The sequence below is a fragment of the Roseobacter denitrificans OCh 114 genome (genome assembly GCF_000014045.1).
Lineage (GTDB): Bacteria > Pseudomonadota > Alphaproteobacteria > Rhodobacterales > Rhodobacteraceae > Roseobacter > Roseobacter denitrificans.
Map to the genome: position 1 here is coordinate 907,185 of NC_008209.1, position 25,480 is coordinate 932,664.

30 protein-coding genes are annotated in these 25,480 nt (G+C 58.5%); 18 read left to right on the plus strand and 12 right to left on the minus strand.

Annotated elements, in window-relative coordinates; all coding sequences use genetic code 11:
* Positions 1-219 precede the first annotated feature (219 nt).
* On the plus strand, positions 220-2,406 hold the full coding sequence (locus tag RD1_RS04315) for a transglycosylase domain-containing protein (protein WP_011567228.1): 2,187 nt from the start codon (positions 220-222) through the stop codon (positions 2,404-2,406).
* 11 nt (positions 2,407-2,417) lie between these two features.
* Here the strand turns inward: RD1_RS04315 and RD1_RS04320 are convergent, their stop codons facing one another.
* Together RD1_RS04320 and RD1_RS04325 are read right to left on the minus strand one after the other, a co-directional pair.
* Complete coding sequence (locus RD1_RS04320) at positions 2,418-3,017, minus strand: MlaC/ttg2D family ABC transporter substrate-binding protein (protein ID WP_011567229.1); 600 nt, start codon at positions 3,015-3,017, stop codon at positions 2,418-2,420.
* A gap of 14 nt (positions 3,018-3,031) precedes the next feature.
* Positions 3,032-3,802 carry an MlaA family lipoprotein gene (locus RD1_RS04325; RefSeq protein ID WP_011567230.1) on the minus strand — a complete coding sequence of 257 codons (771 nt, stop codon included), beginning with the start codon at positions 3,800-3,802 and terminating at the stop codon, positions 3,032-3,034.
* Between the two features lie 466 nt (positions 3,803-4,268).
* Between RD1_RS04325 and RD1_RS04330 the strand changes: the two genes are divergently transcribed.
* From RD1_RS04330 to RD1_RS04350, 5 genes are read left to right on the plus strand one after another with little or no spacing between them, the layout of a single operon-like run.
* A complete protein-coding gene (locus tag RD1_RS04330; protein ID WP_011567231.1) occupies positions 4,269-4,727 on the plus strand; it encodes a RidA family protein in 459 nt (152 codons plus the stop codon).
* Positions 4,724-5,488: a glycerophosphodiester phosphodiesterase family protein gene (locus RD1_RS04335; RefSeq protein WP_011567232.1), complete on the plus strand. Its 765-nt coding sequence runs from the start codon at positions 4,724-4,726 to the stop codon at positions 5,486-5,488. The genes RD1_RS04330 and RD1_RS04335 overlap by 4 nt, the downstream gene beginning before the upstream one ends.
* Before the next feature lie 49 nt (positions 5,489-5,537).
* Entirely contained in the window at positions 5,538-6,725 is a 1,188-nt protein-coding gene (locus RD1_RS04340) for a GNAT family N-acetyltransferase (protein ID WP_011567233.1), read from the plus strand.
* Positions 6,722-7,018: a 4a-hydroxytetrahydrobiopterin dehydratase gene (locus RD1_RS04345; protein WP_011567234.1), complete on the plus strand. Its 297-nt coding sequence runs from the start codon at positions 6,722-6,724 to the stop codon at positions 7,016-7,018. Before RD1_RS04340 ends, RD1_RS04345 begins: the two co-directional genes overlap by 4 nt.
* A 6-nt stretch (positions 7,019-7,024) precedes the next feature.
* Positions 7,025-7,870 carry a mechanosensitive ion channel family protein gene (locus tag RD1_RS04350; protein ID WP_011567235.1) on the plus strand — a complete coding sequence of 282 codons (846 nt, stop codon included), beginning with the start codon at positions 7,025-7,027 and terminating at the stop codon, positions 7,868-7,870.
* A gap of 50 nt (positions 7,871-7,920) precedes the next feature.
* On the opposite strand, the gene RD1_RS04355 is transcribed toward RD1_RS04350, so the two are convergent.
* The gene (locus tag RD1_RS04355) at positions 7,921-8,409 is read right to left on the minus strand and encodes a peroxiredoxin (protein WP_011567236.1); all 489 of its coding nucleotides are present in this window, start codon (positions 8,407-8,409) and stop codon (positions 7,921-7,923) included.
* Between the two features lie 95 nt (positions 8,410-8,504).
* Here RD1_RS04355 and RD1_RS04360 point away from each other — a divergent pair, with 95 nt between their 5' ends.
* From RD1_RS04360 to RD1_RS04370, 3 genes are read left to right on the plus strand one after another with little or no spacing between them, the layout of a single operon-like run.
* Complete coding sequence (locus tag RD1_RS04360; RefSeq protein WP_011567237.1) at positions 8,505-9,713, plus strand: NAD(P)/FAD-dependent oxidoreductase; 1,209 nt, start codon at positions 8,505-8,507, stop codon at positions 9,711-9,713.
* Entirely contained in the window at positions 9,710-10,267 is a 558-nt protein-coding gene (gene rsmD / locus RD1_RS04365) for a 16S rRNA (guanine(966)-N(2))-methyltransferase RsmD (RefSeq protein WP_011567238.1), read from the plus strand. The genes RD1_RS04360 and rsmD overlap by 4 nt, the downstream gene beginning before the upstream one ends.
* A 16-nt stretch (positions 10,268-10,283) precedes the next feature.
* Complete coding sequence (locus tag RD1_RS04370) at positions 10,284-10,466, plus strand: hypothetical protein (RefSeq protein WP_044032940.1); 183 nt, start codon at positions 10,284-10,286, stop codon at positions 10,464-10,466.
* Here the strand turns inward: RD1_RS04370 and map are convergent.
* A complete protein-coding gene (map, locus tag RD1_RS04375; protein ID WP_245897191.1) occupies positions 10,463-11,335 on the minus strand; it encodes a type I methionyl aminopeptidase in 873 nt (290 codons plus the stop codon). The genes RD1_RS04370 and map overlap by 4 nt on opposite strands.
* Before the next feature lie 65 nt (positions 11,336-11,400).
* Positions 11,401-12,108, minus strand: coding sequence for a DNA/RNA nuclease SfsA (sfsA, locus tag RD1_RS04380; protein WP_011567240.1), 708 nt, complete (start codon positions 12,106-12,108; stop codon positions 11,401-11,403).
* 50 nt (positions 12,109-12,158) lie between these two features.
* On the opposite strand from sfsA, the gene RD1_RS04385 reads away from it, so the two are divergent.
* Genes RD1_RS04385 through RD1_RS04400 form a run of 4 tightly spaced genes read left to right on the plus strand, consistent with a single transcriptional unit; the run spans position 12,159 to position 15,142 of the window.
* A complete protein-coding gene (locus RD1_RS04385; RefSeq protein WP_011567241.1) occupies positions 12,159-12,884 on the plus strand; it encodes a competence/damage-inducible protein A in 726 nt (241 codons plus the stop codon).
* Positions 12,881-13,621 (plus strand): GNAT family N-acetyltransferase, encoded by a 741-nt coding sequence (locus RD1_RS04390; RefSeq protein ID WP_011567242.1) that lies wholly within the window; start codon positions 12,881-12,883, stop codon positions 13,619-13,621. Before RD1_RS04385 ends, RD1_RS04390 begins: the two co-directional genes overlap by 4 nt.
* Positions 13,614-14,186 (plus strand): peroxidase-related enzyme, encoded by a 573-nt coding sequence (locus RD1_RS04395; RefSeq protein ID WP_011567243.1) that lies wholly within the window; start codon positions 13,614-13,616, stop codon positions 14,184-14,186. Before RD1_RS04390 ends, RD1_RS04395 begins: the two co-directional genes overlap by 8 nt.
* Positions 14,183-15,142, plus strand: a complete 960-nt coding sequence (locus RD1_RS04400; RefSeq protein ID WP_011567244.1) for an OmpA family protein — start codon at positions 14,183-14,185, stop codon at positions 15,140-15,142. Before RD1_RS04395 ends, RD1_RS04400 begins: the two co-directional genes overlap by 4 nt.
* A 48-nt stretch (positions 15,143-15,190) precedes the next feature.
* On the opposite strand, the gene RD1_RS04405 is transcribed toward RD1_RS04400, so the two are convergent.
* Both RD1_RS04405 and RD1_RS04410 read right to left on the minus strand, forming a co-directional pair.
* Complete coding sequence (locus RD1_RS04405; RefSeq protein ID WP_044032941.1) at positions 15,191-16,096, minus strand: LysR family transcriptional regulator; 906 nt, start codon at positions 16,094-16,096, stop codon at positions 15,191-15,193.
* A gap of 102 nt (positions 16,097-16,198) precedes the next feature.
* The gene (locus RD1_RS04410) at positions 16,199-16,447 is read right to left on the minus strand and encodes a hypothetical protein (RefSeq protein WP_044032942.1); all 249 of its coding nucleotides are present in this window, start codon (positions 16,445-16,447) and stop codon (positions 16,199-16,201) included.
* A gap of 103 nt (positions 16,448-16,550) precedes the next feature.
* Here RD1_RS04410 and RD1_RS04415 point away from each other — a divergent pair, with 103 nt between their 5' ends.
* Positions 16,551-16,994 (plus strand): DUF4399 domain-containing protein, encoded by a 444-nt coding sequence (locus RD1_RS04415; protein ID WP_011567246.1) that lies wholly within the window; start codon positions 16,551-16,553, stop codon positions 16,992-16,994.
* A 4-nt stretch (positions 16,995-16,998) separates the two neighbouring features.
* Here the strand turns inward: RD1_RS04415 and RD1_RS04420 are convergent, their stop codons facing one another.
* Positions 16,999-19,026 (minus strand): NADPH-dependent 2,4-dienoyl-CoA reductase, encoded by a 2,028-nt coding sequence (locus RD1_RS04420; RefSeq protein WP_011567247.1) that lies wholly within the window; start codon positions 19,024-19,026, stop codon positions 16,999-17,001.
* Between the two features lie 216 nt (positions 19,027-19,242).
* On the opposite strand from RD1_RS04420, the gene RD1_RS04430 reads away from it, so the two are divergent.
* Positions 19,243-19,725 carry an RNA pyrophosphohydrolase gene (locus RD1_RS04430; RefSeq protein WP_011567250.1) on the plus strand — a complete coding sequence of 161 codons (483 nt, stop codon included), beginning with the start codon at positions 19,243-19,245 and terminating at the stop codon, positions 19,723-19,725.
* On the opposite strand, the gene RD1_RS04435 is transcribed toward RD1_RS04430, so the two are convergent.
* From RD1_RS04435 to nth, 3 genes are read right to left on the minus strand one after another with little or no spacing between them, the layout of a single operon-like run.
* Positions 19,722-20,318, minus strand: coding sequence for a GNAT family N-acetyltransferase (locus RD1_RS04435; RefSeq protein WP_011567251.1), 597 nt, complete (start codon positions 20,316-20,318; stop codon positions 19,722-19,724). The two genes, RD1_RS04430 and RD1_RS04435, sit on opposite strands and share 4 nt — an antisense overlap.
* Positions 20,319-20,320: 2 nt before the next feature.
* Entirely contained in the window at positions 20,321-21,307 is a 987-nt protein-coding gene (locus RD1_RS04440; protein ID WP_011567252.1) for an adenosine kinase, read from the minus strand.
* Positions 21,304-21,948 (minus strand): endonuclease III, encoded by a 645-nt coding sequence (gene nth / locus RD1_RS04445; protein WP_044033349.1) that lies wholly within the window; start codon positions 21,946-21,948, stop codon positions 21,304-21,306. Before nth ends, RD1_RS04440 begins: the two co-directional genes overlap by 4 nt.
* Before the next feature lie 178 nt (positions 21,949-22,126).
* Between nth and RD1_RS04450 the strand changes: the two genes are divergently transcribed.
* The 3 genes from RD1_RS04450 to RD1_RS04460 all read left to right on the plus strand — a co-directional run bounded on the left by RD1_RS04450 (position 22,127) and on the right by RD1_RS04460 (position 24,430).
* Positions 22,127-22,993 (plus strand): methylated-DNA--[protein]-cysteine S-methyltransferase, encoded by an 867-nt coding sequence (locus RD1_RS04450; RefSeq protein ID WP_011567254.1) that lies wholly within the window; start codon positions 22,127-22,129, stop codon positions 22,991-22,993.
* A 126-nt stretch (positions 22,994-23,119) separates the two neighbouring features.
* Positions 23,120-23,785 (plus strand): OmpA family protein, encoded by a 666-nt coding sequence (locus tag RD1_RS04455; RefSeq protein WP_011567256.1) that lies wholly within the window; start codon positions 23,120-23,122, stop codon positions 23,783-23,785.
* 102 nt (positions 23,786-23,887) lie between these two features.
* Positions 23,888-24,430 (plus strand): NADPH-dependent FMN reductase, encoded by a 543-nt coding sequence (locus RD1_RS04460; protein ID WP_011567257.1) that lies wholly within the window; start codon positions 23,888-23,890, stop codon positions 24,428-24,430.
* Positions 24,431-24,447: 17 nt separating this feature from the next.
* Here the strand turns inward: RD1_RS04460 and RD1_RS04465 are convergent, their stop codons facing one another.
* Positions 24,448-25,479: an NAD(P)/FAD-dependent oxidoreductase gene (locus RD1_RS04465; protein WP_011567258.1), complete on the minus strand. Its 1,032-nt coding sequence runs from the start codon at positions 25,477-25,479 to the stop codon at positions 24,448-24,450.
* Between the last annotated feature and the right edge of the window lies 1 nt (position 25,480).

The window sequence follows — 25,480 nt, forward strand, 5'->3', positions numbered from 1 at the left end:
GGTTGTGCGCTAAACAAACGACGGGGACGCTGGGCATTGGAAGTTTTCGGCACCAAATTGAAGGGCTGAATCTGGGAAAGAGTCTAAAAATTATGCAAAAATGGAAATATGCCTAATAATTAATCACACAAATGATCAAAGTGACGTACCGGAGCGGGTCACAATCGGGCAAAAGCCGGTTAGAGTGTCGAAAACAACAATGGGCCGGGCAGGTTCTTTATGAGTGGTAAACCCAAAGGTAAAAAGCCCTTGGTCGCGGACAAACGCTATGTGTCCCGCAAGGCAAAGACGGCAAAACCGCAGCCACGGCGCGCGAAGAAAAAGCCGCGCCGTGTCGCAAAGCAACGCGGTGGCATCATCGGTTTCTTTCAGCGGATCATCCGGTGGGTACTGCGGCTGATCTGGCGCATAACGTGGCGCGTGGGTCTGGTCGCTACGCTCATGCTGGCTCTGGCGGTCGGATACTATTACACAACCTTGCCGCCGGTGGATCAACTGCTGGACGCGCGGGCCCGCGGTTCGGTCACATTGCTGGATCAGGACGGACAGGTCTTTGCCTGGCGCGGCGATCAATTCGGGGGCGTGGTGACTGCGCAAACCGTGTCGCCGCATCTGAAAAACGCGATTATCGCCACCGAGGACCGCCGCTTTTATCGCCATTTCGGGCTTAGCCCGCGCGGTATCGCAAGTGCAGTGCGCATCAACCTGAGCGAAGGACGTGGCCCGCTGCAAGGACATGGCGGGTCAACGATTACACAGCAGGTGGCGAAACTCTTGTGCCTTGGTGTGGCTTTTGATCCGGAGAAGCAGACCGAAGCGGAATATGAGCGCGAGTGCCGCCGCGGCACGGTAAAGCGCAAGGCCAGCGAGGCGATCTACGCGCTGGCGATGGAGGCCAAGTATTCCAAAGATGAAATCCTGACCATCTACATGAACCGGGTTTTTCTGGGCGCCGGGGCGCGCGGTTTTGAGGCGGCCAGCGAACGCTATTTCGGCAAATCCGCTGCCAACGTAGAACCGGCGGAAGCTGCGATGCTGGCTGGTCTGTTGGTGGCGCCCACGCGTTTCGCGCCGACCAATGATCTGACCCGCTCGCAACGCCGGGCGGCAACCATTGTCCGGCTGATGAATGAGCAAGGATATCTGACCGACGCCCAGGCGCGGGACGCCCAAGAGAATCCCGCGCAGCTTTCGCAGGCGGCGGAGGCGCGTTCGGGGGGGTATTTTGCGGATTGGGTCATGTCGTCGGGGCCGGAGTTCTTTACCCGCAAGACCACTGAGGATGTGATCATCAAGACGACTTTGGATCAGCGCATTCAGCGCAGCGCCGAAGAGGCGTTGCAATGGGTCTTTGACAACAAGGTGCGCGCAGGCAGTGAGGCACAGGCCGCCATCGTCGTCATGTCCGCCGATGGTGCGGTGCGCGCAATGGTCGGCGGACGCAACACGAGAGTATCCGGTGCCTTCAATCGCGCGGTCCAGGCCAAGCGGCAAACCGGATCGGCGTTCAAGCCATTCGTCTACGCCGCGGCACTGGATCTGGGCTATTCCCCCAATGATACCGTCACGGATGAACCGCTCACGATTGATATCCCAGGGTCGGGCCCGTGGTCGCCGCGCAACTATACCAACAAGTATTATGGCAAGGTCACGCTGACCCACGCGCTGCGCGACAGTCTGAACATCCCTGCGGTCAAAGTGTCCGAGTTTGTAGGACGCGACCTTGTGCGGCAGGTTGCGAATGGCTTCGGATTGGAGAGCGACCTCGCCGCCGGGCCCGCGCTGGCGCTGGGTGCATCGGAAAGCACGTTGATCGAGATGACCGGGGCGTATGCCGGTATCCTCAACGGTGGCTCATCCGTGCAGCCCTACGGGTTGGTTGAGCTGCGGCTCTTGGGCGATCAGGAGCCGTTGATGGGCACGGGCGGCGGTATCGGCGAACGGATCATCCAGGAAAAGGCCGCCCGTCAGTTGGTCTATATGATGGAAAAGGTTGTCTCTGAAGGCACCGGGCAGCGCGCGGCCTTTGGCGATCGGCAGGTGGCAGGTAAAACAGGCACAACGCAGGCCGCACGGGACGCTTGGTTTGTCGGGTTCTCGGCCGACTACGTGGCCGGTGTCTGGATGGGATATGATGACAACACCCCATTGACCGGCGTCACTGGCGGAGGCTTGCCCGCGGAGATATGGCGCGAAACCATGGCGCGCGTGCATGAGGGAATACCCGCGCGACCGCTTCCCCTTGAAACGCCCGGCAATGATGGGCGCACGCGCGAGGATGAGCGTGATGACAACCGGAACAGCGGTGGTGCGGTGGGTCTGCTGGAGGGTCTGTTGCGCGATATTCTCGGCGGCACCGGCGAGGGCAGGCAGCCCCCGCAGAATGTCAGCGGCTCAGATCGTTGATCCTGAACAGATTACCCGGCGTTCTTGAGGTCATTCACCACGGCATTGATATCGCCACCACGCTTGTCCAGCATGGCACCAATTTCTGTCCGCTCTGTCAGGAGCAGGTTGACGCCTTCAATATAAATATTGAAGAACTTGTCGCTGCCGGAACGGTCAGAGACGTGGAAAGCGACGTCAAACGGGCTTTCCCCGCGCAGGTATGCCTTGGTTCTGACTTCATATCCCGAGCGGATTGCCTTGACGGACTGCACTTCGACGCGGCCACCGATGAAATCGCGGAAACGCTTGCCATATTTGCGGGCGATATACCCTTTGAAGGCGTCGGCAAAAGCGCGCTTTTGAGCATTGCTGGCGCTGCGCCCGTCATTACCCAGAGCATATTGCGCCATGATGTTGACATCGGCGTATTTCACAAACAGCCGTTCGAGATCGCCAAGGATGGCCGCGTCTGACTTGCCTGAATTGATGACTGTCTGCAACTGCGCGACGACGTCATCTACGAGGGTGCGGGCCTGTTGTTCGCTCAGTGCGAAGGCAGGCGCTCCGAGCAAGCTCAAAAAGCCTGCTGTTGCTGCAAGGAAACTGCGTCGGGATGGTTCAAACCGCATGTCTGCTCTCTTTCTTATTCCGCGTAAGGATCAAGATAGGGATCTTCTTCTGCACCGCCACCGCCATCAAGCTCAAATCGGCGGTTTTGCAGGTAAACTGATCGCGATTGGGCGTAGCTGTCGGCGCTGTCGTAGAGGATGGAATCAATTGTGCCGCTGATCTTGTCGCGTGTATTGAGCCACGACCCCGCGCGCGCCGTCGGCGGGATGTATTGTTCCGGGCTGGTGTCAATGGTCGCAAAGGTCAGCGGGTTTGTAAAGAAGTCAGTGACAAACCCCACCGCGTCACGCTGCGTTGACGGCCCGAAAATCGGCAGTTCGATATACGCCCCCTCGCCGACGCCCCAAACCGCCAAGGTCTCGCCGAAATCGGTGTCATGTTCCGGGATGTTCAATTCGCTGGCCGCGTCGATGAAGCCTGCAAGCCCAATGGTCGTGTTCATCAGAAACCGCGTGGTCGCAAGGCCAGCGCCGCGCAGATCCCCCTGCAACAGGCTGTTCACCGCCACACCGGGCATCGACAGGTTTTCGGAAAAATCATTTACCCTGTCGCGTATTTCCACCGGCAAAACCGCTGCATAGCCCTTCGAAACCGGTCGGACGAGGTTTTTATCAAGACCCTTGTTGAATCGATGGATGGCCCTGTTCTGCGACTCGTAGGGATCGTTTATGCCATCGGTGCGCGTTGCCGGATCCTGAGACGTGGCGCAGGCCGACAGGGCGAGCGCCATCAGGAGAAACGATGCGGGTTTTAAAAGTCTTTGGATGCGGGCAAAATCAAACAATTGCAGTACCTTATGGCTGTGATCCGTTTTTGCGGAACTATGGTCTGTGCGATCCGAAAGAAACGGTCGTAAATCTGGCGTTTTCGAACGTGCGCACCATACACGGGGCACATGTATACGCCCAAGCTCCCTACTAAACCGTAAGTGACGGCTCGTCATTCAAAAAACACCCGAGCAAATTGCATGTGTCACCCATGCACGTCAACAAGTGCAGCGGGATATTGCCGGACCGCAGTGACCTGTGTCTTTTGGGCGGCGCTTTCGGCTGGGCAAAGCGCTTGCACGTCGCGCGTTTCGTTGGATGCGCGCAGTCGATCAGAACTCTTGTCGGATTTTAATCGCGGGGCGCCACAATTGGGTTGGACGTGCCACATCTGCACCGTAAAAGATGGAATCGGTACGTTTCGCCGGGTCGCGTCGCCATGCGCCAACCTCACATGATCAGGCCCGGTCACAGGAGTTGAAAATGAGCTTTACATCCCGCCTTGCACACCTCGGCGTCTCACTGCCGGATGCGCCCGCGCCCGCGGCGAACTACGTACCTTACGTCAGAATCGGCAATACGGTTTATGTTTCGGGTCAAATCTCAAGCGATTCGGATGGTATGATCATCGGGAAACTTGGCGAAACCATGGATATCGACGCAGGTGCAGCAGCGGCGCGCTGCTGCGCGATCAGCCTCTTGGCGCAGGTTCAGGCGGCTTGTGACGGAGATATCGAGCGGTTGGTCCGTGTGGTGAAACTGACCGGATTCGTAAACTCCACCGCCGATTTTGTGGATCAGCCCAAAGTGATCAACGGCGCATCCGACTTTCTGGTCGAAGCGCTGGGGGATGCGGGGCGTCATTCGCGTTCAGCGGTGTCGGCGGCGTCCCTGCCGTTTGGCGTTGCGGTGGAAATAGAAGGTATTTTCGAAGTTCAATGATACCCCATCTCCCTGAGGCGTTTCTGACGCGCCCTCTTGCTCACCGTGCGCTACATGACATTGCGCAGGGCCGTCCGGAGAATAGCCGGGCGGCAATAAAAGCCGCAATCGCAGCCGGTTATGGGATAGAGATCGACATCCAGTTGAGCGCGGACGATCAGGCCATGGTGTTCCACGATTACAATCTGGCGCGTTTGACCACCGCCGAAGGACGTGTGCGCGATACCTCTGCGGCGGATTTGCAAAAGACACAGTTGCGCGCGGGCGCAGAAGGCATTCCCGGCTTGCCCGAAATCCTTGATCTGGTTGCGGGGCAGGTGCCCCTGCTGATTGAGATCAAGGATCAGGATGGGGCAATGGGGCTGGAAATCGGCCCGCTGGAAGCCAGTGTGGCGCGGGCTTTGCAAGGCTATGTGGGGCCTGTCGCGCTGATGTCTTTCAACCCTCATTCGGTGCTGCGGCTGGCCGAACTTGTGCCGGATGTTCCCCGGGGGCTGGTGACATGCGCCTATGAACCCTCTGTTCATCTGGGTGCGTCGGTCTGTGATGTTTTGCGTGGTATTCCGGATTACGACCGGGCGGCCTGTTCCTTTATCAGCCACCAGAAAGAGGACCTCAGGCGCGCGCGGGTGGCCGACCTGAAAGCGGATGGCGCACGTATCCTGTGCTGGACAGTGCGCTCACCTCAAGAAGAAGCACACGCGCGCCAGATTGCGGACAATATCACCTTCGAGAAATATCTCGCGCCAATTGCCGCTTGATCCCATGGGCTTGTGCCACACATAAGCCTTGTGAGATTGGGGCGCGATCATGCCAGAGCAAGCAGTTGAAATTCGGCTGATATCTTCCCTGCGGGAGATTGACCCGAAAGAGTGGGACGCCTGCGCCTGCCCTGAAGAAACCGGTGGCGCGCGCGCGATTGATCCTTTCACGACCCACCGGTTTCTCGATGCGTTGGAACAAAGCCGGTCCGTTGGTGCGGGCACGGGCTGGCAGCCGCAGTATCTGACCGCGTGGATATCGGGCAAGCTGATTGCCGTGGCCCCGATGTATGCCAAATCGCACAGTCAGGGCGAATATATTTTCGATCACAACTGGGCCCATGCCTACGAGCGCGCAGGGGGCAGATATTATCCCAAACTTCAGATCGCGGTGCCGCATACGCCTGCGACGGGGCGACGTTTCCTGATTCGCCCCGGATTTGAGGAGACCGGTTTCGCAGCACTCACCCAAGGGGCGGTCGAGTTGGCCACAAACAACCGTGTGTCGTCGCTCCACGTGACGTTTTGCACGCAGCAAGAGGCAGAACGCGGCGCAGAATTGGGGCTGATGCGGCGCAAAACGCAGCAATTTCACTGGCTCAACGACAAATACGCGAATTTTGACGCGTTTCTGGACTCGCTCAGCTCGCGCAAACGCAAGAACATCCGCAAGGAACGCGCAAAGGCGCAGGGCTTTGGCGGCACAATCCAAATCTTCACAGGTGATGAATTGCAGCCAGAGCATTGGGATGCGTTCTGGGCGTTCTATCAGGATACCGGCGCGCGCAAATGGGGCACCCCCTATCTGACCCGCGCGTTTTTCGACGTGGCGCAGGAGACATTACGCAACGACATGGCGCTCGTTCTGGCAGAACGGAACGGGCGCTGGGTTGCCGGCGCGCTGAATTTCATTGGCGCCAAGACCCTGTTTGGGCGCTATTGGGGCTGCACCGAACACCATCCGTTTTTGCATTTTGAACTGTGCTATTATCAGGCGATGGATCTTGCCATTTCGCTCGGTCTTGACCGTGTTGAGGCGGGTGCTCAGGGCGAGCATAAATTGGCCCGCGGTTACTTGCCGACGCCAACTTGGTCATTGCATTGGGTTGCCGATCCGGGTTTTAGAGACGCGATTGATCAATATCTGACGGCTGAACGCGAGGCCGTGGATCAGGAAATCAGCGTGCTGACCACCTATGGTCCCTTCAAGCGCGCCAAAGTTGAGGAACAGGAATGACAGAAAAGCTAAGCACCGAAACACGCGGCCCATTGCTGGAGCCGCTTTTCGCCTCAGGCTGGGAGATGGTCGAGGGGCGGGACGCGATCAAAAAGACGTTTGTGTTCGACAATTTCGTCGATGCCTTTGGCTGGATGACACGCGTTGCGATCTGGGCTGAAAAATGGAACCACCACCCAGAGTGGGACAATGTTTACAAAACGGTGAATGTGGTGCTGACCACGCATGATGTGGGTGGGCTGAGCACATTGGATGCGAAACTGGCCCGTAAAATGGACAGTTTGGCAGGATAACATAATATGCAGGCACTATTGCAAACAGAAGTATGGCAGGGAAAGACGGTCGCGGATTTGCTGTCGGTCGAATTCCTGATGTCTGCGGTCGGGTCCGTCGTGGCGGCCATTGCGATACTGATCCTCGGCTGGATTGTTTCGGCATGGCTTCAGGCACGGGTGCGCGCGCTCGGGCGCAAACACAAGAATCTTGATGACATGCTATTCGACTTCTTGTCGGCCATCGTCCGCTATGTGGTGCTTGGCTTTGCCATCCTGTTTGTCCTGAATACATTTGGCGTGCAGACCACATCGGTGGTTGCGGTTATCGGTGCGGCCGGTCTTGCGGTTGGTCTGGCCTTGCAGGGCACTTTGTCCAATATCGCGGCGGGCGTCATGCTGATCCTGTTCAGGCCGATCAAACTGGGCGATTTTGTCGATGTCGGCGGGACAATGGGCACGGTTCAATCCCTGACACTGAATTTTACCGAACTTGCAGATATCAGCAACGCGCAGGTTATCATCCCGAACGCGCAGGTCTGGGGCAATGTGATCACGAATTACTCTGCCAACGACACGCGCCGCGCCGAATGGACCTTTGGTGTGGGCTATGGCGTGAACCTCGCAGAGGCCGAGCGTATCATCCGCGAGACGATCATGGCCGATCCGCGGTCCAAAACAGACCCGGAACCCTTTATTCAGGTCAATAACCTCGGCGAAAGCTCGGTCGATTTTCTGGTGCGGGTCTGGTGTGATGCGGGTGAATTGTTCGGCTATCAGGCCGATATGAAGCGCAAGGTCAAAGAGGCCTTGGATGCCGGTGGTGTGGACATCCCGTTCCCCACAACAACCATCGTTCAGGCGGCCGGTTAAACCCGGATGCAGCAAAGCCCGGGCACAGGGGGTGCCCGGGCTTTTTTCGTTTACATATTCGCCAAAAGGGCTTCACCGGCGGAAACTTCGCAGGTGCCGGGGCTCTCTTCTTCCTGCAGCAAGGTCACCTTGCCGTCCTCAACCAGCATCGCGTAGCGTTTGGACCGATCCGTCAGCCCTGCGGGTGGCGCGCTGAAGTCCATGCCAAGCGCTTTGGTAAATGAACTGTCCGCATCTCCCAACATGGTGATACCTGCTGCTGTGGCCCCGGTCGCTTCACCCCACGCTTGCATGACAAAAGGGTCGTTTACCGAAACACAGATGATCTCCTCCACGCCCTTGGCATCAAACTGTGCCTTGGTGCGCACGAAGCTTGGAACATGCGCGGAATGGCATGTGGGCGTAAACGCGCCCGGTACGGCAAAGATCACTACCTTGCGGTTCTTGGTTTTCTCGGCCATCGAGACAGGCGCTGGTCCCTCCGCGCCCATCTGCACCAGAGTTGCGTCGGGAAGTTGATCGCCTTGCGAAATTGTCATGTGCTACGCCTTTCAGGTATTTGCGTTTGGTCCTCGCAAAGATATAGGGTGCTGCGTCTCAGGCGACCAGTAGTTTCCGAAAGAGGGGGGATAAGATGAGCCATGTCGTGGTGATCGGAGCGGGTCAGGCGGGGTCGTCCTGCGTGGCCAAGCTGCGCAACGCCGGGTTCGATGGTCAGGTGACCCTGATCGGCGCGGAACCCGTGGCACCCTATCAACGCCCGCCCTTGTCCAAGGCCTATCTGATGGGCGAGATGGCGCTTGAGCGTCTGTTCCTGCGGCCGGAGCGGTTTTATGCGGATAATGACATTGACCTGCGTCTGAACACGGTTGTCGAAGCGGTTGAGTGCGGTGCGCGCAAGGTCCATCTGGCGGGTGAAACGCTGGACTTCGACGATCTGGTGTTCACGACAGGCTCCACCCCGCGCCGTCTGCCTGCTGCGATTGGCGGCGATCTTGGCCATGTCTTTGTGATGCGCGATCTGGCGGATGCGGATGCGATGACCTCGCATTTTCGCGCAGGCGCCCGGGTCTTGATCGTTGGTGGCGGCTACATCGGGCTGGAGGCCGCAGCGGTGGCGGCCAAACTGGGGCTGTGCGTGACGCTGGTGGAGATGTCCGAACGCATCTTGCAACGCGTCGCAGCCCCGGAGACAAGCGCGTATTTTCGCAGTTTGCACAGCGCGCATGGCGTCGATCTGCGCGAAGGTGTCGGGCTGGAACGCCTGATCGGGGATGAAACGGTGACTGGGGCACGGCTGTCGGACGGCTCCGAAATCGCGGTGGATTACGTGATCGTCGGGGTTGGTATCGCGCCGAATACGGGCTTGGCCGAAGCCGCCGGACTTAAGATCGACAATGGCATTGCAACCGATGTGCATGGCCGCACGTCTGTGCCGCATGTCTGGGCGGCGGGGGATTGCGCGTCTTTTCCCTATCAGCAAGCGCGTATCCGGCTCGAAAGCGTGCCGCATGCCATTGATCAGGCGGAAACCGTAGCTGAAAACATCATGGGCGCTGAAAAGGAATATACCGCCAAACCATGGTTCTGGTCGGATCAGTACGATGTAAAGTTACAGATTGCTGGGCTGAATACTGGATATACAGATGTTGTGCCGCGCATTGGTGAGGGGCAAACGGCGTCGTTCTGGTATTACAGTGGCGACAGGCTTTTGGCCGTGGATGCGATGAACGACCCGCGTGCCTATATGATCGGGAAGCGATTGATCGAGGCGGGGAAAACGGCGGATCGCGCCATCGTTGCGGACTCATCGGCAGACCTAAAGCCGCTGTTGCAGGGGTGAGAATTATCGCCGGCCAGTTTCGCAGCGTCACGCTTGCCAGTGTGGGCAAGGGCGACGCCGCTGCACACCTGCGCCCAACGACGGACCGCGTGCGCGAAAGCCTGTTTAACGTTCTTTCCCATCACGATGTGATCGACGGCGCGCGTGTGCTGGACCTGTTCGCGGGCACTGGCGCTTTGGGGCTTGAGGCCCTGTCGCGTGGGGCGGCGCATGTGAGTTTCGTGGATGACGGGCGCGTTGCGGGGCGTTTGCTGCGGGAAAACATCCGTAAACTGCGGGTTGAAGGCCTGACACAGATACACCGCTGTGATCTGCGCCAACTGCCTCAGTGCAAATCGGAGCCCTTTGATCTGGTGTTTCTGGACCCCCCCTACGGCAAGGGCCTCGGCGCGGCGGCCCTTGCGCGTGCCGAGGCGGGAAACTGGCTGTCACCGGATGCGTTCGTGGTCTGGGAAGAGGCCAGCGCGATGCCGCCGCCCTCGGGTTATACCGAGGTCGATTACAGAAGATACGGCGACACACATATCACCTTGTTGTCGAAAATCTCCACATGACGTGCTAGGCTGCGCTATGTTCGCAACTTCCCTGTCGCATTTTTGGTCCATGCCCGCGCGCACAACCGCTGCGCCTGAGCCGCCGCGCAAAAGGTCCGGGCCGGTGTTTATCGGCGATGCGGTGCAGCCCTGGGGCGGTGAAACGCTGTTGCTGGCCTTGCTGCGCAAAGAGGTCTCAAAGCGCGCGGATGACCCCTAGCCCGACGTCGGATGGAACCTGCCGGCAGGTGACAGCGTAAAGATCTCCGCACCATCCGCCGTCACACCGATGGAATGTTCGAACTGCGCAGAGAGTGTTTTGTCCCGTGTCACGGCGGTCCAGTCGTCGGCCAGCGTTTTCGTTTCGGGCCGCCCCAGATTGACCATCGGCTCGATGGTAAAGAACATGCCTTCTTCCAGAACCGCGCCGGTGCCGGGTCGGCCATAGTGCAACACATTGGGCGGTGCATGAAACACACGCCCCAACCCATGACCGCAGAAATCGCGCACGACTGACATGCGGTTGCTTTCCACGAAACTCTGGATGGCATATCCGATATCACCAAAGGTGTTGCCGGGTTTGACCGCTTCGATGCCGCGCATCAGCGCGTCATGTGTCACCTGAATGAGCTTTTGTGCCTTTTTCGGCGCGGTGCCTGCCACATACATCCGGCTGGAATCACCAAACCAGCCATCCACGATCGCAGTGACGTCGATGTTCAGGATGTCGCCATCGCGCAGCACATCGTCATCGCGGCGCTTTTCGGGATCCTTGGAGATCGTCTCGCTGCCGCTTTTCGGGATCGGCGCGCCGGGAATGCCATGGCAGACGACACTGTTGACCGAAATGCAGCTGGCGTGTTTGTAACCCTTGTAATTGATCGTGGCCGAGGTGGCGCCCGCCTCTTCGACCATCTCTTCGATCCTTTTGTCGATGGCACCCGTTGTCTGCCCGACGAAAACAAGATCGGCAATGTCATCCAATATACGCGCCGTCAGCGCACCGGCCTTGCGCATGCCGGCGAAATCTGCGGCGTCGTATATCCTGATGCCGTCCTTGGTCTGGCGGCCTTTGAGGTCTTGGTTCACCTGCGTCTCCATCGTGCGTCTTTAGCGGCCTTCTAACGCGCCTTGGGTGCGAGAACCAGACCGCATCACAGGCGAATGGGGATCGCGCCCGCGACCTCAATGCCCTGTGGCGTGATATTGGTGCCCAGACAAAGAGTTTCAACGCCTCTGTCCCGTGCGCTGCGAAATGCCGCGGCATAGGTCGGGTCGATATCTCCGGCCAGCGTGAAACTTGTGCAATCTGTGCGTTGCACAAGGTAAAGCATGATCGCGCGGTGACCCGCCTGCGCCATATCGGCCAGTTCCTGCAGGTGTTTGGCACCGCGCGCGGTCACGCTGTCGGGGAATTCGGCCTGCCCGGTCTGACGGCTCAGGGTGACGCTTTTCACTTCGACATAGGCATCCGGCAGGCCGTCTTCGCTCAAAAGAAAGTCGATCCGGCTGTTTTGACCGTATTTGACCTCGGGTCTGACGGTGCCATAGCCCGACAGGGTCTCCACATGTCTGGCCACGAGCGCCTCTTTCAGTACGCGGTTGGGCAGGGACGTATCCACACCGGTGAAATGCCCGTTTTCGTGGTCCACCAGACGCCAGCCGAATTTGAGCTTTTTCTTGGGATCATCGTTGGGTTCAAGCCAGATACGGGTGCCGGGTGCGGCCAGGCCCATCATGGAACCGGGATTGGCGCAATGGGCCGTGATCTCTGCACCGTCGGCATCAAGCACGCAATCCGCCAGAAAGCGTTTATAGCGGCGTGTCAGGCGTGCGGGGACAAGTTCGGTTTGAAAGCGCATGATCCGAGGTCTATACCTGCCGCCAAGACAGACGCAAGGACGCTAAAGACATGCCAAACCCCAGTGCCGCCATGTTGGTGATCGGAGACGAAATCCTGTCCGGCAGGACGCGCGACGCGAATATGTATCATCTGGCAGGCGAATTGACCGAAGCCGGGATAGATCTGCGCGAGGTGCGCGTTGTGCCCGATGAAAAGGACACAATAATCGCGGCGGTGCGCGCCCTATCGCAAGCCCATGCATATGTGTTCACCAGCGGGGGGATCGGCCCGACCCATGACGATATTACCGCCGATTGCATTGCCGAAGCCTTCGATCGCACGATTGATGTCCGCGCCGATGCGCGCGCGCTGCTTGAGGCGCATTACGCCAAGTCGGGCACCGAGTTGAACGCCGCGCGGCTGCGGATGGCCCGTATTCCCGAAGGCGGCGTGCTGATCGACAACCCTGTCTCTGTGGCACCGGGGTTCATTGTCGAAAATGTCTATGTGATGGCCGGTGTGCCATCGGTTTTCCGGGCCATGGTCGCGGCAGTCCTGCCGACCCTGACCAGCGGCGCGCGGATCATCTCTGAAACGCTGCAGGTTGACCGGGGCGAAGGGGACATTGCGGGGCCTTTGGGAGAGTTGGCGCGGCAATACCCGGACCTCAGCATGGGGTCCTATCCGTTTCAAAAGACGACCGGCAGCTATGGTGCAAACATCGTAATCCGGGGCACGGATGCCTCTGTTGTGCAGGAAGCGATGTCGAAACTTGCACTGGCGCTGCAACGGTGAGCCTGACGCGGGCGCAACTCTTTGCCGCGGTGGATGCCACCTGGCCCGCGGCGCGCTACGTCGAAACCGCGCATTGGGTGCTGCGGGACGGGCAGGGGGGCGGCAAGCGTGTTTCGGCAGCCACGCCACGTGCAGGCGTGTCCGACCCGGATATCGAAGCCGCCGAAGGCGCAATGAAACAGCTGGGTCAGGATGCGCTGTTTATGGTGCGGGACGCGGATGATACGCTCGACGCGGCCCTTGATGCGCGCGGCTACGATCTGGTCGATCCGGTTGTGATCCTGACGTCTCCGGTAGCTGCGTTGACGGACAAGCCGGTGCCGAGGTTGGCGGCCTTCACAATCTGGGAGCCCTTGGCGATCATGGCCGAAATCTGGGCCAAGGGCGGGATCGGTCCGGCCCGTCTGGAGGTTATGGCGCGCGCCAAGGTGAAAACGGCCATTCTGGCGCGCAACAATCAGCGCCCGGCGGGAACAGCTTTTGTGGCCGCACATGGTTCGGTGGCGATGGTGCACGCCGTTGAGGTCCTGCCCGAACACCGCCGTCAGGGCGTGGCGGAGTGGATCATGCGCGAGGCTGCGTTTTGGGCGCACGCGCAGCAGGCGGACACCATGGCTGTTCTGTGCACCAAAGAAAATACCGCAGCGCTGGCGCTTTATTCCGGTCTGGGCTTCGAGGCGGCGGCGCAGTACCATTATCGTTACAAAACCCTTACCGGAGACCCGCGCCATGGCTGATCACTCCCTTCCAACGGCATTGAACCTGCCGATGCAGGACCCACTTCCGGCCCATACGCAAAAGTATTTTGATGTCTGTATGGAAAAGCTGGGAATGATCCCGAATGTCCTGAAGGCCTATGCGTTTGACACCGAAAAACTGGACGCGTTCACCGGCATGTACAACAATCTGATGCTCGCGCCGTCGGGGCTGAGCAAGCTGGAACGTGAAATGATTGCGGTCGTTGTGTCCTCTATCAACAAGTGCTTTTACTGCCTTGTCGCCCATGGTGCGGCGGTGCGCGCAATGTCTGGTGATCCGGCTTTGGGCGAAGCGCTGGTGATGAACTACCGGGTGGCTGATCTTGATCCGCGGCACCGGGCCATGCTGGATTTTGCCACGAAAATGACGCAGGCCAGCGCGACCATAGAAGAACCCGACAGGCAAGCTTTGCGCGACGCGGGCTTCAGCGATGCCGATATCTGGGACATTGCCAACGTGGCGGGCTTTTTCAACATGACCAACCGGGTGGCAAGCGCGACGGATATGCGCCCGAATGTCGAATATCATGCACAGGCCAGATGATCAGATGTCATGCATCTTGCGTCGCGGTTGTGCTCGCGTTGATGGGATTTGCCGCCCCGCTTGCGGCACTTGAACTGGACTTGCCCGCCAGTGCCAGGCTGACGCTGGAACGTGCATCCCCTCTGGACAGCTATGATCTGCCCATCGCGCCGTTTGACGGCGTTTCGGTCCCTTCCAAAACCATGGAAGGACGGGTTTTGCGCCGCAGCTGGCGGATATCTGCGCCCGGTTTGACCCCGTTGCAGGTGATCACCCCGTTGCGCGACCAGTTACAGGCGCAGGGGTTTGATCTGGCTTTTGAATGTGATGCGCGGGTCTGCGGGGGGTTTGACTTTCGCTTCAACATCGAGGTGCTGCCGGGCCCGAATATGTATGTCAACATTTCGCAGTACCGCTATCTGACAGCGTTTTCCACAAGGACGAACGGCCCCGGAAAAGCTGTTGGTGTTTTGGTCAGTACAACAGCATCGTCATCCTATGTGCAGGTCGTTTTGGTTGATGAGGACATGGATGTGTCAGCAATCGTGCCTAAAGAGCGTCCGATAGAGCGTGAGACGATGCCCAAAGTGCAAGACGCGGAACAAGGCGTGCAGCTGCTGCGCCGGGACGGTCGCTATGTGTTGCCGGGGCTTGAGTTCTCTGTCGGGACGTCGGATCTCGGACCGGGTCCGTTTTCGGCCTTGAAGGAGCTTTCTGATTTCCTGACGCGTTCGCAAGATATGCGCGTTGCCTTGGTTGGGCATACCGATGCGACCGGCACGCTGGCGGCGAATATTTCCCTGTCACGCGCGCGCGCCCGATCGGTGCGCAGCCGGTTGATTGAAACATATGGCGTGTCACCGGATCAGGTTGATGCGGAGGGCATGGGCTATCTGGCACCGATTGCCTCAAACCTGACCGAAGAGGGGCGCAGGTTGAACCGCCGGGTTGAGGTCGTTCTGCTCAACACGCAATGAAACTGCGCCGTCCGCTCTGGGACGCCCCGCGTTGGTCAGGCTGTCACCTTACCATTCTGTCGGTCCTTTTTCGGCAAAGGCATTGACCAGAAAATCGATGAAGGCGCGGACCTTGGGTTGGGTGAAGCGACCTGGAGGATAGACCGCATAGATGCCCTGCATCTCCATCGGGAGGTCGGGAATGGCATCTTCGACGAGACCTTTTTCCATCGCTTCTGCGTATAGAAAACTGGGAAGATAGGCGATCCCCAGCCCTGAAATGGCTGCGTTCAGCAAGGATTGACCGTCATTGACGCTGAGCCAGCCAGCGGTGCGGACCTGACGCTTTTCACCCGATGGCGCAGTGATTTTCCAGACGTTACCTGATGACTGATTGGAGTAATGCAGCAGTTTATGCGCGTTCAGGTCGTCGATTTTTTCCGGGCGGCCATATTTTTCAAAGTACCCCGGGCTGGCGATCATCCGTTTGGTCGTCTCGGTCAGTTTGCGCGCGCGCAATGTGCTGTCCTCAAGCTCGCCTATCCGCACGGCCATGTCGAACCCTTCCGAGATCAGTTCGACGTAGCGATTGTTGAGCACCATGTTCACCGTGATATCCGGGAAATCCGATAAAAATTCGCTGAGAACGGGCGACAGATGGTTCACACCAAAATCAGTTGCGACAGAAATCCGCAGCAGTCCCGAAGGCGCGCTCTGCATGGATGTCACCAGCGCGTCTGCTTCGCCCGCGTCGTTCAAAACGCGGCGGGCCCGGTCATAATAGGCAAGACCGATTTCGGTCGGGCTGACCCGGCGCGTCGTTCTGTTCAAAAGCCGTGCGCCGAGCCGCGCCTCAAGCGAGGACACATGTTTCGAGACGGCGGATTTCGAGATGCCCAGTTTCTTGGCGGCATCGGTAAAGCCACCCTGATCCACCACCATCGCAAAGGCTTCCATTTCCGTGAGCCGGTCCATCACTCTTCCCTTCGAATTGCTTCGGACTCTTTTATGCGGGGCAATTCTGGCAGGAACGCGGCAGCTCTGGGACAGTATCACGTTTTTTGGGTGGATCGTTCGCTATGTGGAAACCATCATGTCGAAAACCAAGGCGATAGCCTTTGTTTCAAGGCGGTTTCGTTGCACCGGTGATTGGATTTGGCATGTTTCACTGTGTTTCAACGCATGCTGGAACTGGATGGTTTTAAGTATAAATCCTCTAAAATTTGTCGAAAATGTGGCGATCAATGCCTCAAAATGAGGCGCGTTGATACCGGGACCAAGAATCATTCCAGGGTTGTTTCCGGGATCGAAAATGCCGCGGTTCATGTGAAGCTACACGATGTGTTGACCAACCGATCCGCCCGGATCGCTGGACGAGTGAACGCCTCAGGCTATCGTTTAAGGTCACAATCAAAGGGAGGATTATGAAATGAGACGTATTGCAGGCTTCATCGCGGCATTTGTTCTGACCGCGTCATTTGCGTGGGCTGGCGGCGAAACCCCCGCGAACCCGGATGCCGAAGTGTATTTTATCAACCTTGAAGACGGCCAAACCGTATCTTCGCCCGTGCGGGTAAAGTTCGGTTTGCGCGGGATGGGCGTCGCCCCGGCGGGCACGGAAAAAGAGATGACGGGGCATCATCACCTGTTCGTTAACCGTGCGCCGTTTGGTGAGGGCGAAGACGGTGCTGACGAGTTGGCAAATGGTATTCCGGCTGATGAAAACCACATCCATTTCGGTGGTGGTCAGACCGAAACGGAAATCGAGTTGCCCGCTGGTCAGCACACGCTCCAGCTTGTTTTGGGAGACTCGGGGCATGTACCACATGCAACGCCCATCGTGTCCGAGGTAATTACCATTACCGTCGAGTGAGTTTCTAAAGTACTGCCGCCAAACGCGTGCCCTGATCAATTGCGCGTTTGGCATCCAGTTCTGCGGCCACATCTGCACCGCCGATGATGTGATAGGGCGTGCCAGCAGCATCAAGTGCATCCGCAAGCGATCTTTCGGGCAGTTGCCCCGCGCATAACACGATTGTGTCGGCCTCGATCAGAGTGGGATTTTCGCGGGCCTCACCGAAGGACACCAAAAGCCCGCCGTCCTTAACGCTCTCGTAATTGACGCCGCCCTTCATTTTGACGTTTTTCATGGCAAGCGCCGCCCGGTGAATCCAGCCTGTGGTCTTGCCCAGCCGTTTCCCGGGCTTCTCCGCCTTGCGCTGCAGCAAGGTGACATCGCGCGCGGGCGGGGCGGGCTGCGGACCTTCCGGTGCAAGGCCCGACCGGTTTTCGCCCGGGTCAGAAACACCCCATTCGCGCATCCATTCGGGCAGATTTACCGTGGGGCTTTCACCTTCGTGCACAAGGTATTCAGCCACATCGAACCCGATGCCGCCCGCGCCCACGATCACGACGCGTTTTCCGACCTGAGCCGTACCGCGCAGAACTTCGATGTAGCTGACAACATTCGGCGCATTCTGCCCCTCGATGCCGGGGTCGCGCGGGACCACGCCTGTCGCAACAACTACCTCATCAAAGGTTTTTAAATCATCCGCACCTACGGGCTGCCCCAGTGATACCGTGACGCCGGTGGTGTCCAGCATGATGCGGTACCAATCCACAAGGCCCCAGAACTCTTCCTTCCCCGGCACTTGTTTCGCCATGTTGAGCTGGCCGCCGATTTCATCCGCCTGATCGAACAGGGTGACATTATGGCCCCGCTGCGCTGCTGTGATTGCGGTGGAAAGGCCCGCAGGGCCTGCGCCGACGATGGCAATTGCCTTTGGTCGTGTGACGGGTTCGATTTTCAATTCGGTCTCATAACAGGCGCGCGGGTTCACAAGGCAACTGGATATTTTCCCGCTGAACGTATGGTCCAGACAGGCCTGATTACAGGCGATGCAGGGTGCGATTTCGCCCGATTTACCGCGCATGGCTTTGAGCACAAAATCCGCATCTGCCAGCATCGGGCGCGCCATCGACACCATATCGGCGCAGCCGGTGGCAAGTACCTCCTCGGCAACGTCTGGCGTGTTGATGCGGTTGGAGGTAATGACCGGAATCCCGACCTTGCCCATCAGCTTTTTGGTGACCCATGCAAAGGCCGCGCGGGGAACGGATGTGGCGATTGTCGGAATGCGCGCTTCGTGCCAGCCGATGCCGGTGTTGATGATCGTGGCGCCTGCCGCCTCGACCGCCTGTGCAAGCTGAACGACCTCGTCATGGGTGGAGCCGTTCGGAATCAGGTCAATCATCGACAGCCGGTAGATGATGATGAAATCGGTGCCCACAGCCGCGCGCACGCGGCGCACGACCTCAACAGGCAGGCGCATGCGGTTTTCATATGACCCGCCCCATTCGTCCGTGCGCTTGTTGGTATGGGTGACCAGAAACTGGTTCAGGAAATATCCCTCAGATCCCATGATCTCGACGCCGTCATATCCGGCCTCCTGCGCGCGGGCGGCGCAGGCAACGATATCGCTGATCTGTTTTTCGATCCCGTCGGCGTCCAACTCGGCCGGTGCGAAAGGCGAGATCGGGGATTTGATGGCCGAGGGTGCGACGCATTTGGGCCCATAGGCGTAGCGGCCCGCATGCAGGATTTGCATGGCGATTTTGCCGCCCGCCTCATGCACCCGATCCGTAATGACCTTGTGGTTTGCCACATCCTGATCGCTGACCATCATGGCCGCACCCGGCAGGACAGAGCCTTCGAGGTTGGGGCCAATCCCGCCTGTGACCATCAGGGCGACCTCGCCTCTGGCGCGTTCGGCATAAAACTCAGCGACCCGGTTCCAGTCCTTGGTTTCTTCAAGGCCAGTGTGCATCGACCCCATCAACACGCGGTTTTTCAGCGTCGTAAAGCCAAGATCCAGCGGCGCCAGTAGATTTGGATAGTTGGCCATTCGAAACCCTCCCCGGTCATTATTGTCGTGACATGGCATTATCCGGCAAAGCCTGTCACGCGCAACGCCGCGTCACAATCGCAAATGCGCATGCCGGGATGTTCCTCGTCCCCTTTGGCCCGACCGGGCTTTTGTGCGATGGGTTTTTTGCGTATGCCTGACAAATCATTAAGCACACGAAAAAACAAAATGCGACCCAGCGGAAAAGGACCCGTCATGACCCCAGAAGAGATCGCCAGACTGCCCTATCGTCCTTGCGTGGGTGTGATGTTGATGAACGGACAGGGCGAGGTTTTCGTAGGGCAGCGGCGCGATAACAACGTCGCCGCATGGCAGATGCCTCAGGGTGGGGTTGAAAAAGGTGAAGACCCGCGCGCCGCCGCCTTGCGTGAATTATGGGAAGAAACAGGTGTGAACCCTGAATTGGCCGAGGTGGTGGCGGAGACGGAAGACTGGCTGCCTTATGATCTGCCTTATGATCTGGTGCCAAAGCTGTGGAAAGGGCGATACCGTGGGCAAGAGCAGAAGTGGTTTCTGATGCGCTTTCACGGGGCAGACAGCGATATCAACATCGCAACCGAACATCCGGAGTTCTCACAGTGGCGCTGGCTGCCTGCGGCGGATTTGGTTGAGAATATCGTTCCCTTCAAGCGGGACGTTTACGTGGCCGTACTCGATGCTTTTGAGGCGCATCTTTAGGGGTCAAAGATTGGAATATTCGCGCCTGCGGTTCTGGGCAGAATGCCAAGGATGCGCGGATCATCGTCTATTTCGACTTCCTGGCGGACAGGGGTAAAACCGCTGCGGCGGTAAAAATCGAGCGCTTGCGGGCTGTCGAGCGTACAGGTGTGCACGTGCAACAGCGAAATAGGCCTCGCCCAGGCGCGCATGATCGCTTCGTTCATCAGGCAGCGCCCGGCACCCATGCCGATCAGCGCAGGCGTCAGGCCAAAATACGCCAGTTCACAAACGCCATCCTCCCGAAAATCCAGTTCCAGCAGGGCTTCGTCCTTACCGTCTTTAGTCAGCGTGTAGTGCTCGACCTTCGGGTCTTGCAAGATCGCGGCCAAATCTGTGTCGTTCAGTTTTAGCCGCCCGTACCAGAGCCAGTTCAGCGACCCCACGCGCGTGAAGATGTCGCGAAACCAGATCGGGTCGGCTGCCACCTCACGCAACGCGAGACCTTCGGGCAGAGGGCGGGGTGTTACCGCCGCGCGTTCGCGCATTTCCAGATAGGTGACGATCATCGCCAGTTTGCCTGCGGGAATGCCGTGGAAGCCATTGCCGAGCATTGTCAGACCAGTCCCGCCTTACGGAATTCCGCCATCATGTCGATCAGGGGCCGGGGGCCAACGTGGCTTATGACTTCGGCTGCGCAAAGATTGCCCATCCGCGCGCAGGTCGTCAGATCGCGCCCCGTTGCCATGCCATAGAGGAACCCGGCGGCGAATTGATCGCCCGCCCCGGTTGCGTCCACGGGTGTGACCGTCTGCACGGGGACATCAATGCGTTCATCCCCTGAAACCACGGTGACGCCATCGCCTGATCGCGTGCATATCACCAGGGGGCAGATCGCCGCCGTTTTCGCGAGCGCGGTTTCAAGATCGGTTTCAAAGAGCGATTCAATCTCGTGCTGATTGCCGATCACGTAATCCAGTTCGTTCTCGATCAGGGTCAGGAAATCAGAGCGGTGCCGCTCGACACAAAAGGGGTCGGAGATGGCGATCCCTGCTTTACCACCTGCCGCACAAGCCAGACGGGAGGCTTGCAAAAACGCCTCTTTGCCGTGGTCCTTGTCAAACAAATACCCCTCAAGAAAGATGATCTTGGCATTGGATGCGACTGTTTCGGGCACGTCCGCCGGGCCAAGGTCCGTTGAAATACCAAGGTATGTGTTCATCGACCGCTCACCATCGGGGGAGACGAAAATCATGGAACGTGAGGTTGGCAAATCCCCACCCTGCACCGGCGCATTCACGAAATCGGTGCCACCATCGCGCATGGATTCTGCATAAAACCGGCCCAAAGCATCGTCGTGCACCCGCCCGATAAAGGCTGTCGGCAAGCCCAGAGCGCCGACACCTGCAATGGCATTGGCAACCGAGCCGCCCGGTGTTTGCAGGCGATCCTGCATCGCGCCATAAAGCACCTCGGCCCGGTCGCGTTCGATCAGCTGCATGATGCCTTTTTCGATGCCCATATGGGCGAGAAAACTGTCATCGGCATGGCTGATCACGTCGACAACGGCGTTTCCGATGCCGACCACTTCGTATTGTGTCATTCGGTTTTGTCCTCAAATGGGCAGAGATCGTTTATGATGCAGGTCCCGCACAGGGGCTTGCGCGCTTTGCAGTGGTAGCGCCCATGCAGGATCATCCAATGATGCGCATGAAGCTGGAAATCTGCCGGAATGTTATCCTCGATGGCGCGCTCGACGATGTCGACCGTCTTGCCGGGGGCGATCCCGGTGCGGTTTCCGAGCCGAAAGATATGCGTGTCCACGGCCTGTGCAGGCTGCTGCCACCACATGTTCAACACCACGTTGGCCGTCTTGCGACCCACACCCGGAAGGCTTTGCAGTGCGGCGCGGCTGTTGGGTACAACGCCGCCATATTGATCAACAAGAATCTGGCTCAGCTTGATGACATTCTTGGCCTTTTGACGAAAAAGACCGATTGTCTTGATGTGCTCCGTGACACCTTCAAGCCCCAGATCCAACATCTTTTGCGGGGTATCCGCGATCTTGAACAGCGCACGTGTGGCTTTGTTGACGCCCGCGTCCGTGGCCTGCGCGCTGAGGGCGACAGCCACAACCAGCGTATAGACGTTCACATGCTCAAGCTCGCCCTTGGGTTCTGGATCAGCCGCCTGAAAGCGTGTAAAAATTTCCCGGATCGTATGATAATCGAGTTGTTTTGCCATGGTGGTGGTATGCGTCCTTTCCCGCGCACGGGCAAGAGCATGATCCGCTGATTTGAATGTCCGGCGTGCACCGTTGCTGCGAACCTGCATGGCGTGCCGCAATTTTCAGTGAACAGGGGCAGGGTGTAACCGCATGAAACGGGTCGCGTGGCCCTCGATAACGGCGTAAACATGCGCCATGACACAGCACCAGACCCTGCCACAAACCACCGAAGGCGCCTATCATTACCAAGTGATACGTCGGGCGATCGAACTGATTGATCAAACGGATCAGCCCATCTCCCTTGATGAGATTGCCGCAAACATGGGGATGTCCCCTGCGCATTTTCAGCGTGTATTCTCGCGGTGGGTGGGCGTTTCCCCGAAACGGTATCAGCAGTATCTGACCCTTGGACATGCAAAAACCCTGCTGAGTGAACGGTTTTCGACGCTTGCGGCATCTCATGCTGTGGGTTTGTCCGGCAGCGGGCGTTTGCATGATCTGTTCCTGCGGTGGGAAGCGATGAGCCCGGGTGAATTCGCGCGCAAGGGGGCGGGATTGACCATTTACTGGGGCTGGTTCGAAAGCCCCTTTGGCCCCGCGATTGTCATGGGCACGGAAAAAGGCATCTGCGGCATGGGATTTGCGGCGGAAATGGGCGCTGAAACTGCATTTGAGGATCTTGCCGCGCGCTGGCCGCAGGCGTCCTATGTCGAAGACCCGATGATGCTGCGCCCATGGGTGTTGCAGGCGTTCGGTGCCAAGGATGGCGCGCTGGATACCACACCGTTGTTTTTGATTGGTGCGCCGTTCCAGATAAAAGTCTGGGAAGCGCTTTTGTCCATTCCGACGGGCCATGTCACGACCTACTCCGAAATCGCGCAAGCTGTTGGTGCGCCGCGTGCGGTGCGCGCGGTTGGTACGGCTGTGGGCAGAAATCCGATCAGTTGGATCATTCCCTGTCACCGTGCCCTGCGTAAATCCGGCGGTCTGGGGGGGTATCACTGGGGCATCCCCATGAAACGCGCGATGCTTGCCTATGAGGCGGTCGAACTGGAAACATAAAGTTTACCGGCGGGATGTCGCCTGTCGATTTTTCCCCTTTGTTTGCCGGGCCGCGTATCCCATATATGCTGACGGACCATAACGCCGCCCCGCCCGAACGGGGCGGCAACCGAGAAGGCAGTAAATATGAAATTATTCAGTAAACCAGTCGCTTTGGCGATGGCAGGCGTTGTGAGTTTGGCCGCCTGCACAGATCCCGCGCAATTGAACCAAAACCCTAACTTATCCAAGACGCAGCAAGGCGCGTTGATCGGGGCAGGAGCGGGTGCGCTGGCGGGCGCGTTGTCCCGCGGGGATGGCAACCGGGACAGGGGCGCGGTGATCGGCGCGGTCGTCGGCGGCGCGATTGGCGCAGGCATCGGGTACAATCTTGACCAGCAGGAAGCGGAGTTGCGCCGCGATCTTGGCAATGATGATGTGCAGATAACCAACACCGGGGATCGTCTGATCGTGAGCCTGCCGCAGGATTTGCTTTTCGCGACGGACAGTTTTTCGGTACGTCCGGATTTGCAGAACGACCTTTATACCGTTGCGGGCAGCCTGCAAAACTATCCGGCCTCGACCATTCAGGTCATCGGTCACACGGATAGCGATGGAGACGCCGCTTACAATCAACGGCTCTCTGAGCGGCGCGCGGGGTCGGTTGCTGGCATCCTGATGGATGCTGGCGTCACACCATCACGGCTGCAGACCATTGGACGCGGAGAGAGCCAGCCTGTTGCGAGCAACCTCAACGAAGCAGGCAAGGCGCAAAACCGTCGGGTCGAGATCATCATTTTGCCAACCGCATAACCCATCACCAAAGTGAAAAAGGCCTCGCCCTGAGGGTGGGGCCTCTTGTCTTTTGCGATGGGCGCATCACTGTAAGTAAAAATAATCAAGAGGTTCTAAACGATGGCTCAACTTACACTGCTCGGACTGTCCGGGGCATTGCGGCAGGATTCGACAAACAGCAAGTTGCTGCGTGAAGCCGCGCGGCTCTTTGGCGAATGCACCTATGTCGAAGCCAGCCTTCGGCTGCCGCTCTATGATGGTGACGCAGAATCGGCGCAGGGCATTCCGAGTGAAGTTGCCGTTCTGGCAGAACAGATTGCCTCAGCCGATGCGGTTGTCATTTCGACCCCGGAATACAACAAGGGACCATCAGGTGTCCTGAAAAATGCTTTGGATTGGGTGTCGCGTACGAAGGACGCGCCGTGGAAATCCAAACCTGTTGCCGTGATGTCTGCCGCTGCGGGACGCGCGGGCGGGGAACGCGCGCAGATGGTGCTGCGCGGGTTTATGGTGCCCTTCCAGCCGCGCATCCTGCAAGGCCCCGAAATGCACCTGGCCGATAGCAGCAACCAGTTTGATGACAACGGGCAGTTGGTATCTGAGTTCTATCAAAAGACACTTACCCAACTGATGCAAAACCTGCGTGACGAAATCGCGCGATAGGCCGGGCTTGTCGCGGTTCAGAAGGATGCGCTGACTTCAAAGCCTTCGGGAATGGTATCTTTGCCCTCCAAAAGCAAATCGGCCATCACATGGGCGATCTTTGGGGCCATGCCAAAGCCGATTTTAAAGCCGCCGTTCGCGATGAAATGCCCGTCCCGGCCCGGCCATGCGCCGAGCATCGGGGCGCGGCTGCGGCTGCGAGGGCGCACGCCGGCCCATCTCTCGATCACTCTGGCAGTTTTCAGAGTTGGAAAAACCGCGCGTGCCTTTTCGATCAAGGCATCAAGCTGCGTGTCGGTTTGATCAGGGGTGGTATACTCCCTTTCGGAGGTCGATCCGATGGCAACGGTGCCGTTTGCATGGGGCACGATATGCAATCCGTCGATAAACAGTTGTGGCTGACCCGCCGCGTCATGATCAAAAACGGCGGCTTGGCCTTTCACCCCATTGCCAACGGAACGGTGGTGGGCCGCAGAGAGCATTTGCAGGCCATGAACGCCGGTAGCCCAGACAGTTTGCCCGTGGTCTGCGGCATCTGTTTCAATGCTGACCCCTCGGCTTTTGAGCGCGGCTGCAAGCGCGTTTGTGGCCAGCCTCGGGTGTATCAAGGCGCTCAGGTTGTCTCTTATCAGCCAACCTGTCGGGCTTGGGGGTGACCATTCGGTAGGTGTTGCAGGCTCGACGCGCCACTTTGCATGCGCGCCCCAAAGCTCTTTGGCGGTATCGCATCTGCGGTGTGCAAGCGTGAGGGCATGTTCATCCGCAATCGGTTGCAGGCGGCCACTTCTGATGTAGCCGGGGTTCTTGCCGCTTGCATCGGCCACGTCAGACCAAAACCCCTGCGCCATAAGCAGGCTGTCCAACTGAAACGCTTTCTTGGGGTTCCAGTTTTCTGGCACATGGGGGGCAAGCGCGCCGACCACGCCGCCACTGCTGCCTGCACCTGCGCCAAACGGATCAACAATTCGGACCTGTGCGCCGCGCTGCACGCATACCCAAGCGATTGATAATCCAAGAATACCCGCCCCGCGAATGGTGATATCAATCATT

Excerpts from the sequence above, each read along its gene's own strand:
- RD1_RS04345 (WP_011567234.1), top strand. The coding sequence starts at position 6,722 with ATGACAGAAAAGCTAAGCACCGAAACACGCGGCCCATTGCTGGAGCCG.
- RD1_RS04320 (WP_011567229.1), bottom strand. The coding sequence starts at position 3,017 with ATGCGGTTTGAACCATCCCGACGCAGTTTCCTTGCAGCAACAGCAGGC.
- RD1_RS04335 (WP_011567232.1), top strand. The coding sequence starts at position 4,724 with ATGATACCCCATCTCCCTGAGGCGTTTCTGACGCGCCCTCTTGCTCAC.
- RD1_RS04410 (WP_044032942.1), bottom strand. The coding sequence starts at position 16,447 with ATGAACCGCGGCATTTTCGATCCCGGAAACAACCCTGGAATGATTCTT.
- sfsA (WP_011567240.1), bottom strand. The coding sequence starts at position 12,108 with ATGCGCTTTCAAACCGAACTTGTCCCCGCACGCCTGACACGCCGCTAT.
- RD1_RS04315 (WP_011567228.1), top strand. The coding sequence starts at position 220 with ATGAGTGGTAAACCCAAAGGTAAAAAGCCCTTGGTCGCGGACAAACGC.
- RD1_RS04460 (WP_011567257.1), top strand. The coding sequence starts at position 23,888 with ATGGCTCAACTTACACTGCTCGGACTGTCCGGGGCATTGCGGCAGGAT.
- RD1_RS04340 (WP_011567233.1), top strand. The coding sequence starts at position 5,538 with ATGCCAGAGCAAGCAGTTGAAATTCGGCTGATATCTTCCCTGCGGGAG.
- RD1_RS04405 (WP_044032941.1), bottom strand. The coding sequence starts at position 16,096 with ATGGACCGGCTCACGGAAATGGAAGCCTTTGCGATGGTGGTGGATCAG.
- RD1_RS04355 (WP_011567236.1), bottom strand. The coding sequence starts at position 8,409 with ATGACAATTTCGCAAGGCGATCAACTTCCCGACGCAACTCTGGTGCAG.
- nth (WP_044033349.1), bottom strand. The coding sequence starts at position 21,948 with ATGGCAAAACAACTCGATTATCATACGATCCGGGAAATTTTTACACGC.
- RD1_RS04350 (WP_011567235.1), top strand. The coding sequence starts at position 7,025 with ATGCAGGCACTATTGCAAACAGAAGTATGGCAGGGAAAGACGGTCGCG.
- RD1_RS04440 (WP_011567252.1), bottom strand. The coding sequence starts at position 21,307 with ATGACACAATACGAAGTGGTCGGCATCGGAAACGCCGTTGTCGACGTG.
- RD1_RS04455 (WP_011567256.1), top strand. The coding sequence starts at position 23,120 with ATGAAATTATTCAGTAAACCAGTCGCTTTGGCGATGGCAGGCGTTGTG.
- RD1_RS04465 (WP_011567258.1), bottom strand. The coding sequence starts at position 25,479 with ATGATTGATATCACCATTCGCGGGGCGGGTATTCTTGGATTATCAATC.
- RD1_RS04430 (WP_011567250.1), top strand. The coding sequence starts at position 19,243 with ATGACCCCAGAAGAGATCGCCAGACTGCCCTATCGTCCTTGCGTGGGT.
- RD1_RS04395 (WP_011567243.1), top strand. The coding sequence starts at position 13,614 with ATGGCTGATCACTCCCTTCCAACGGCATTGAACCTGCCGATGCAGGAC.
- RD1_RS04360 (WP_011567237.1), top strand. The coding sequence starts at position 8,505 with ATGAGCCATGTCGTGGTGATCGGAGCGGGTCAGGCGGGGTCGTCCTGC.
- RD1_RS04435 (WP_011567251.1), bottom strand. The coding sequence starts at position 20,318 with ATGCTCGGCAATGGCTTCCACGGCATTCCCGCAGGCAAACTGGCGATG.
- RD1_RS04415 (WP_011567246.1), top strand. The coding sequence starts at position 16,551 with ATGAGACGTATTGCAGGCTTCATCGCGGCATTTGTTCTGACCGCGTCA.
- RD1_RS04450 (WP_011567254.1), top strand. The coding sequence starts at position 22,127 with ATGACACAGCACCAGACCCTGCCACAAACCACCGAAGGCGCCTATCAT.
- RD1_RS04400 (WP_011567244.1), top strand. The coding sequence starts at position 14,183 with ATGATCAGATGTCATGCATCTTGCGTCGCGGTTGTGCTCGCGTTGATG.
- RD1_RS04420 (WP_011567247.1), bottom strand. The coding sequence starts at position 19,026 with ATGGCCAACTATCCAAATCTACTGGCGCCGCTGGATCTTGGCTTTACG.
- RD1_RS04385 (WP_011567241.1), top strand. The coding sequence starts at position 12,159 with ATGCCAAACCCCAGTGCCGCCATGTTGGTGATCGGAGACGAAATCCTG.
- RD1_RS04370 (WP_044032940.1), top strand. The coding sequence starts at position 10,284 with ATGTTCGCAACTTCCCTGTCGCATTTTTGGTCCATGCCCGCGCGCACA.
- RD1_RS04330 (WP_011567231.1), top strand. The coding sequence starts at position 4,269 with ATGAGCTTTACATCCCGCCTTGCACACCTCGGCGTCTCACTGCCGGAT.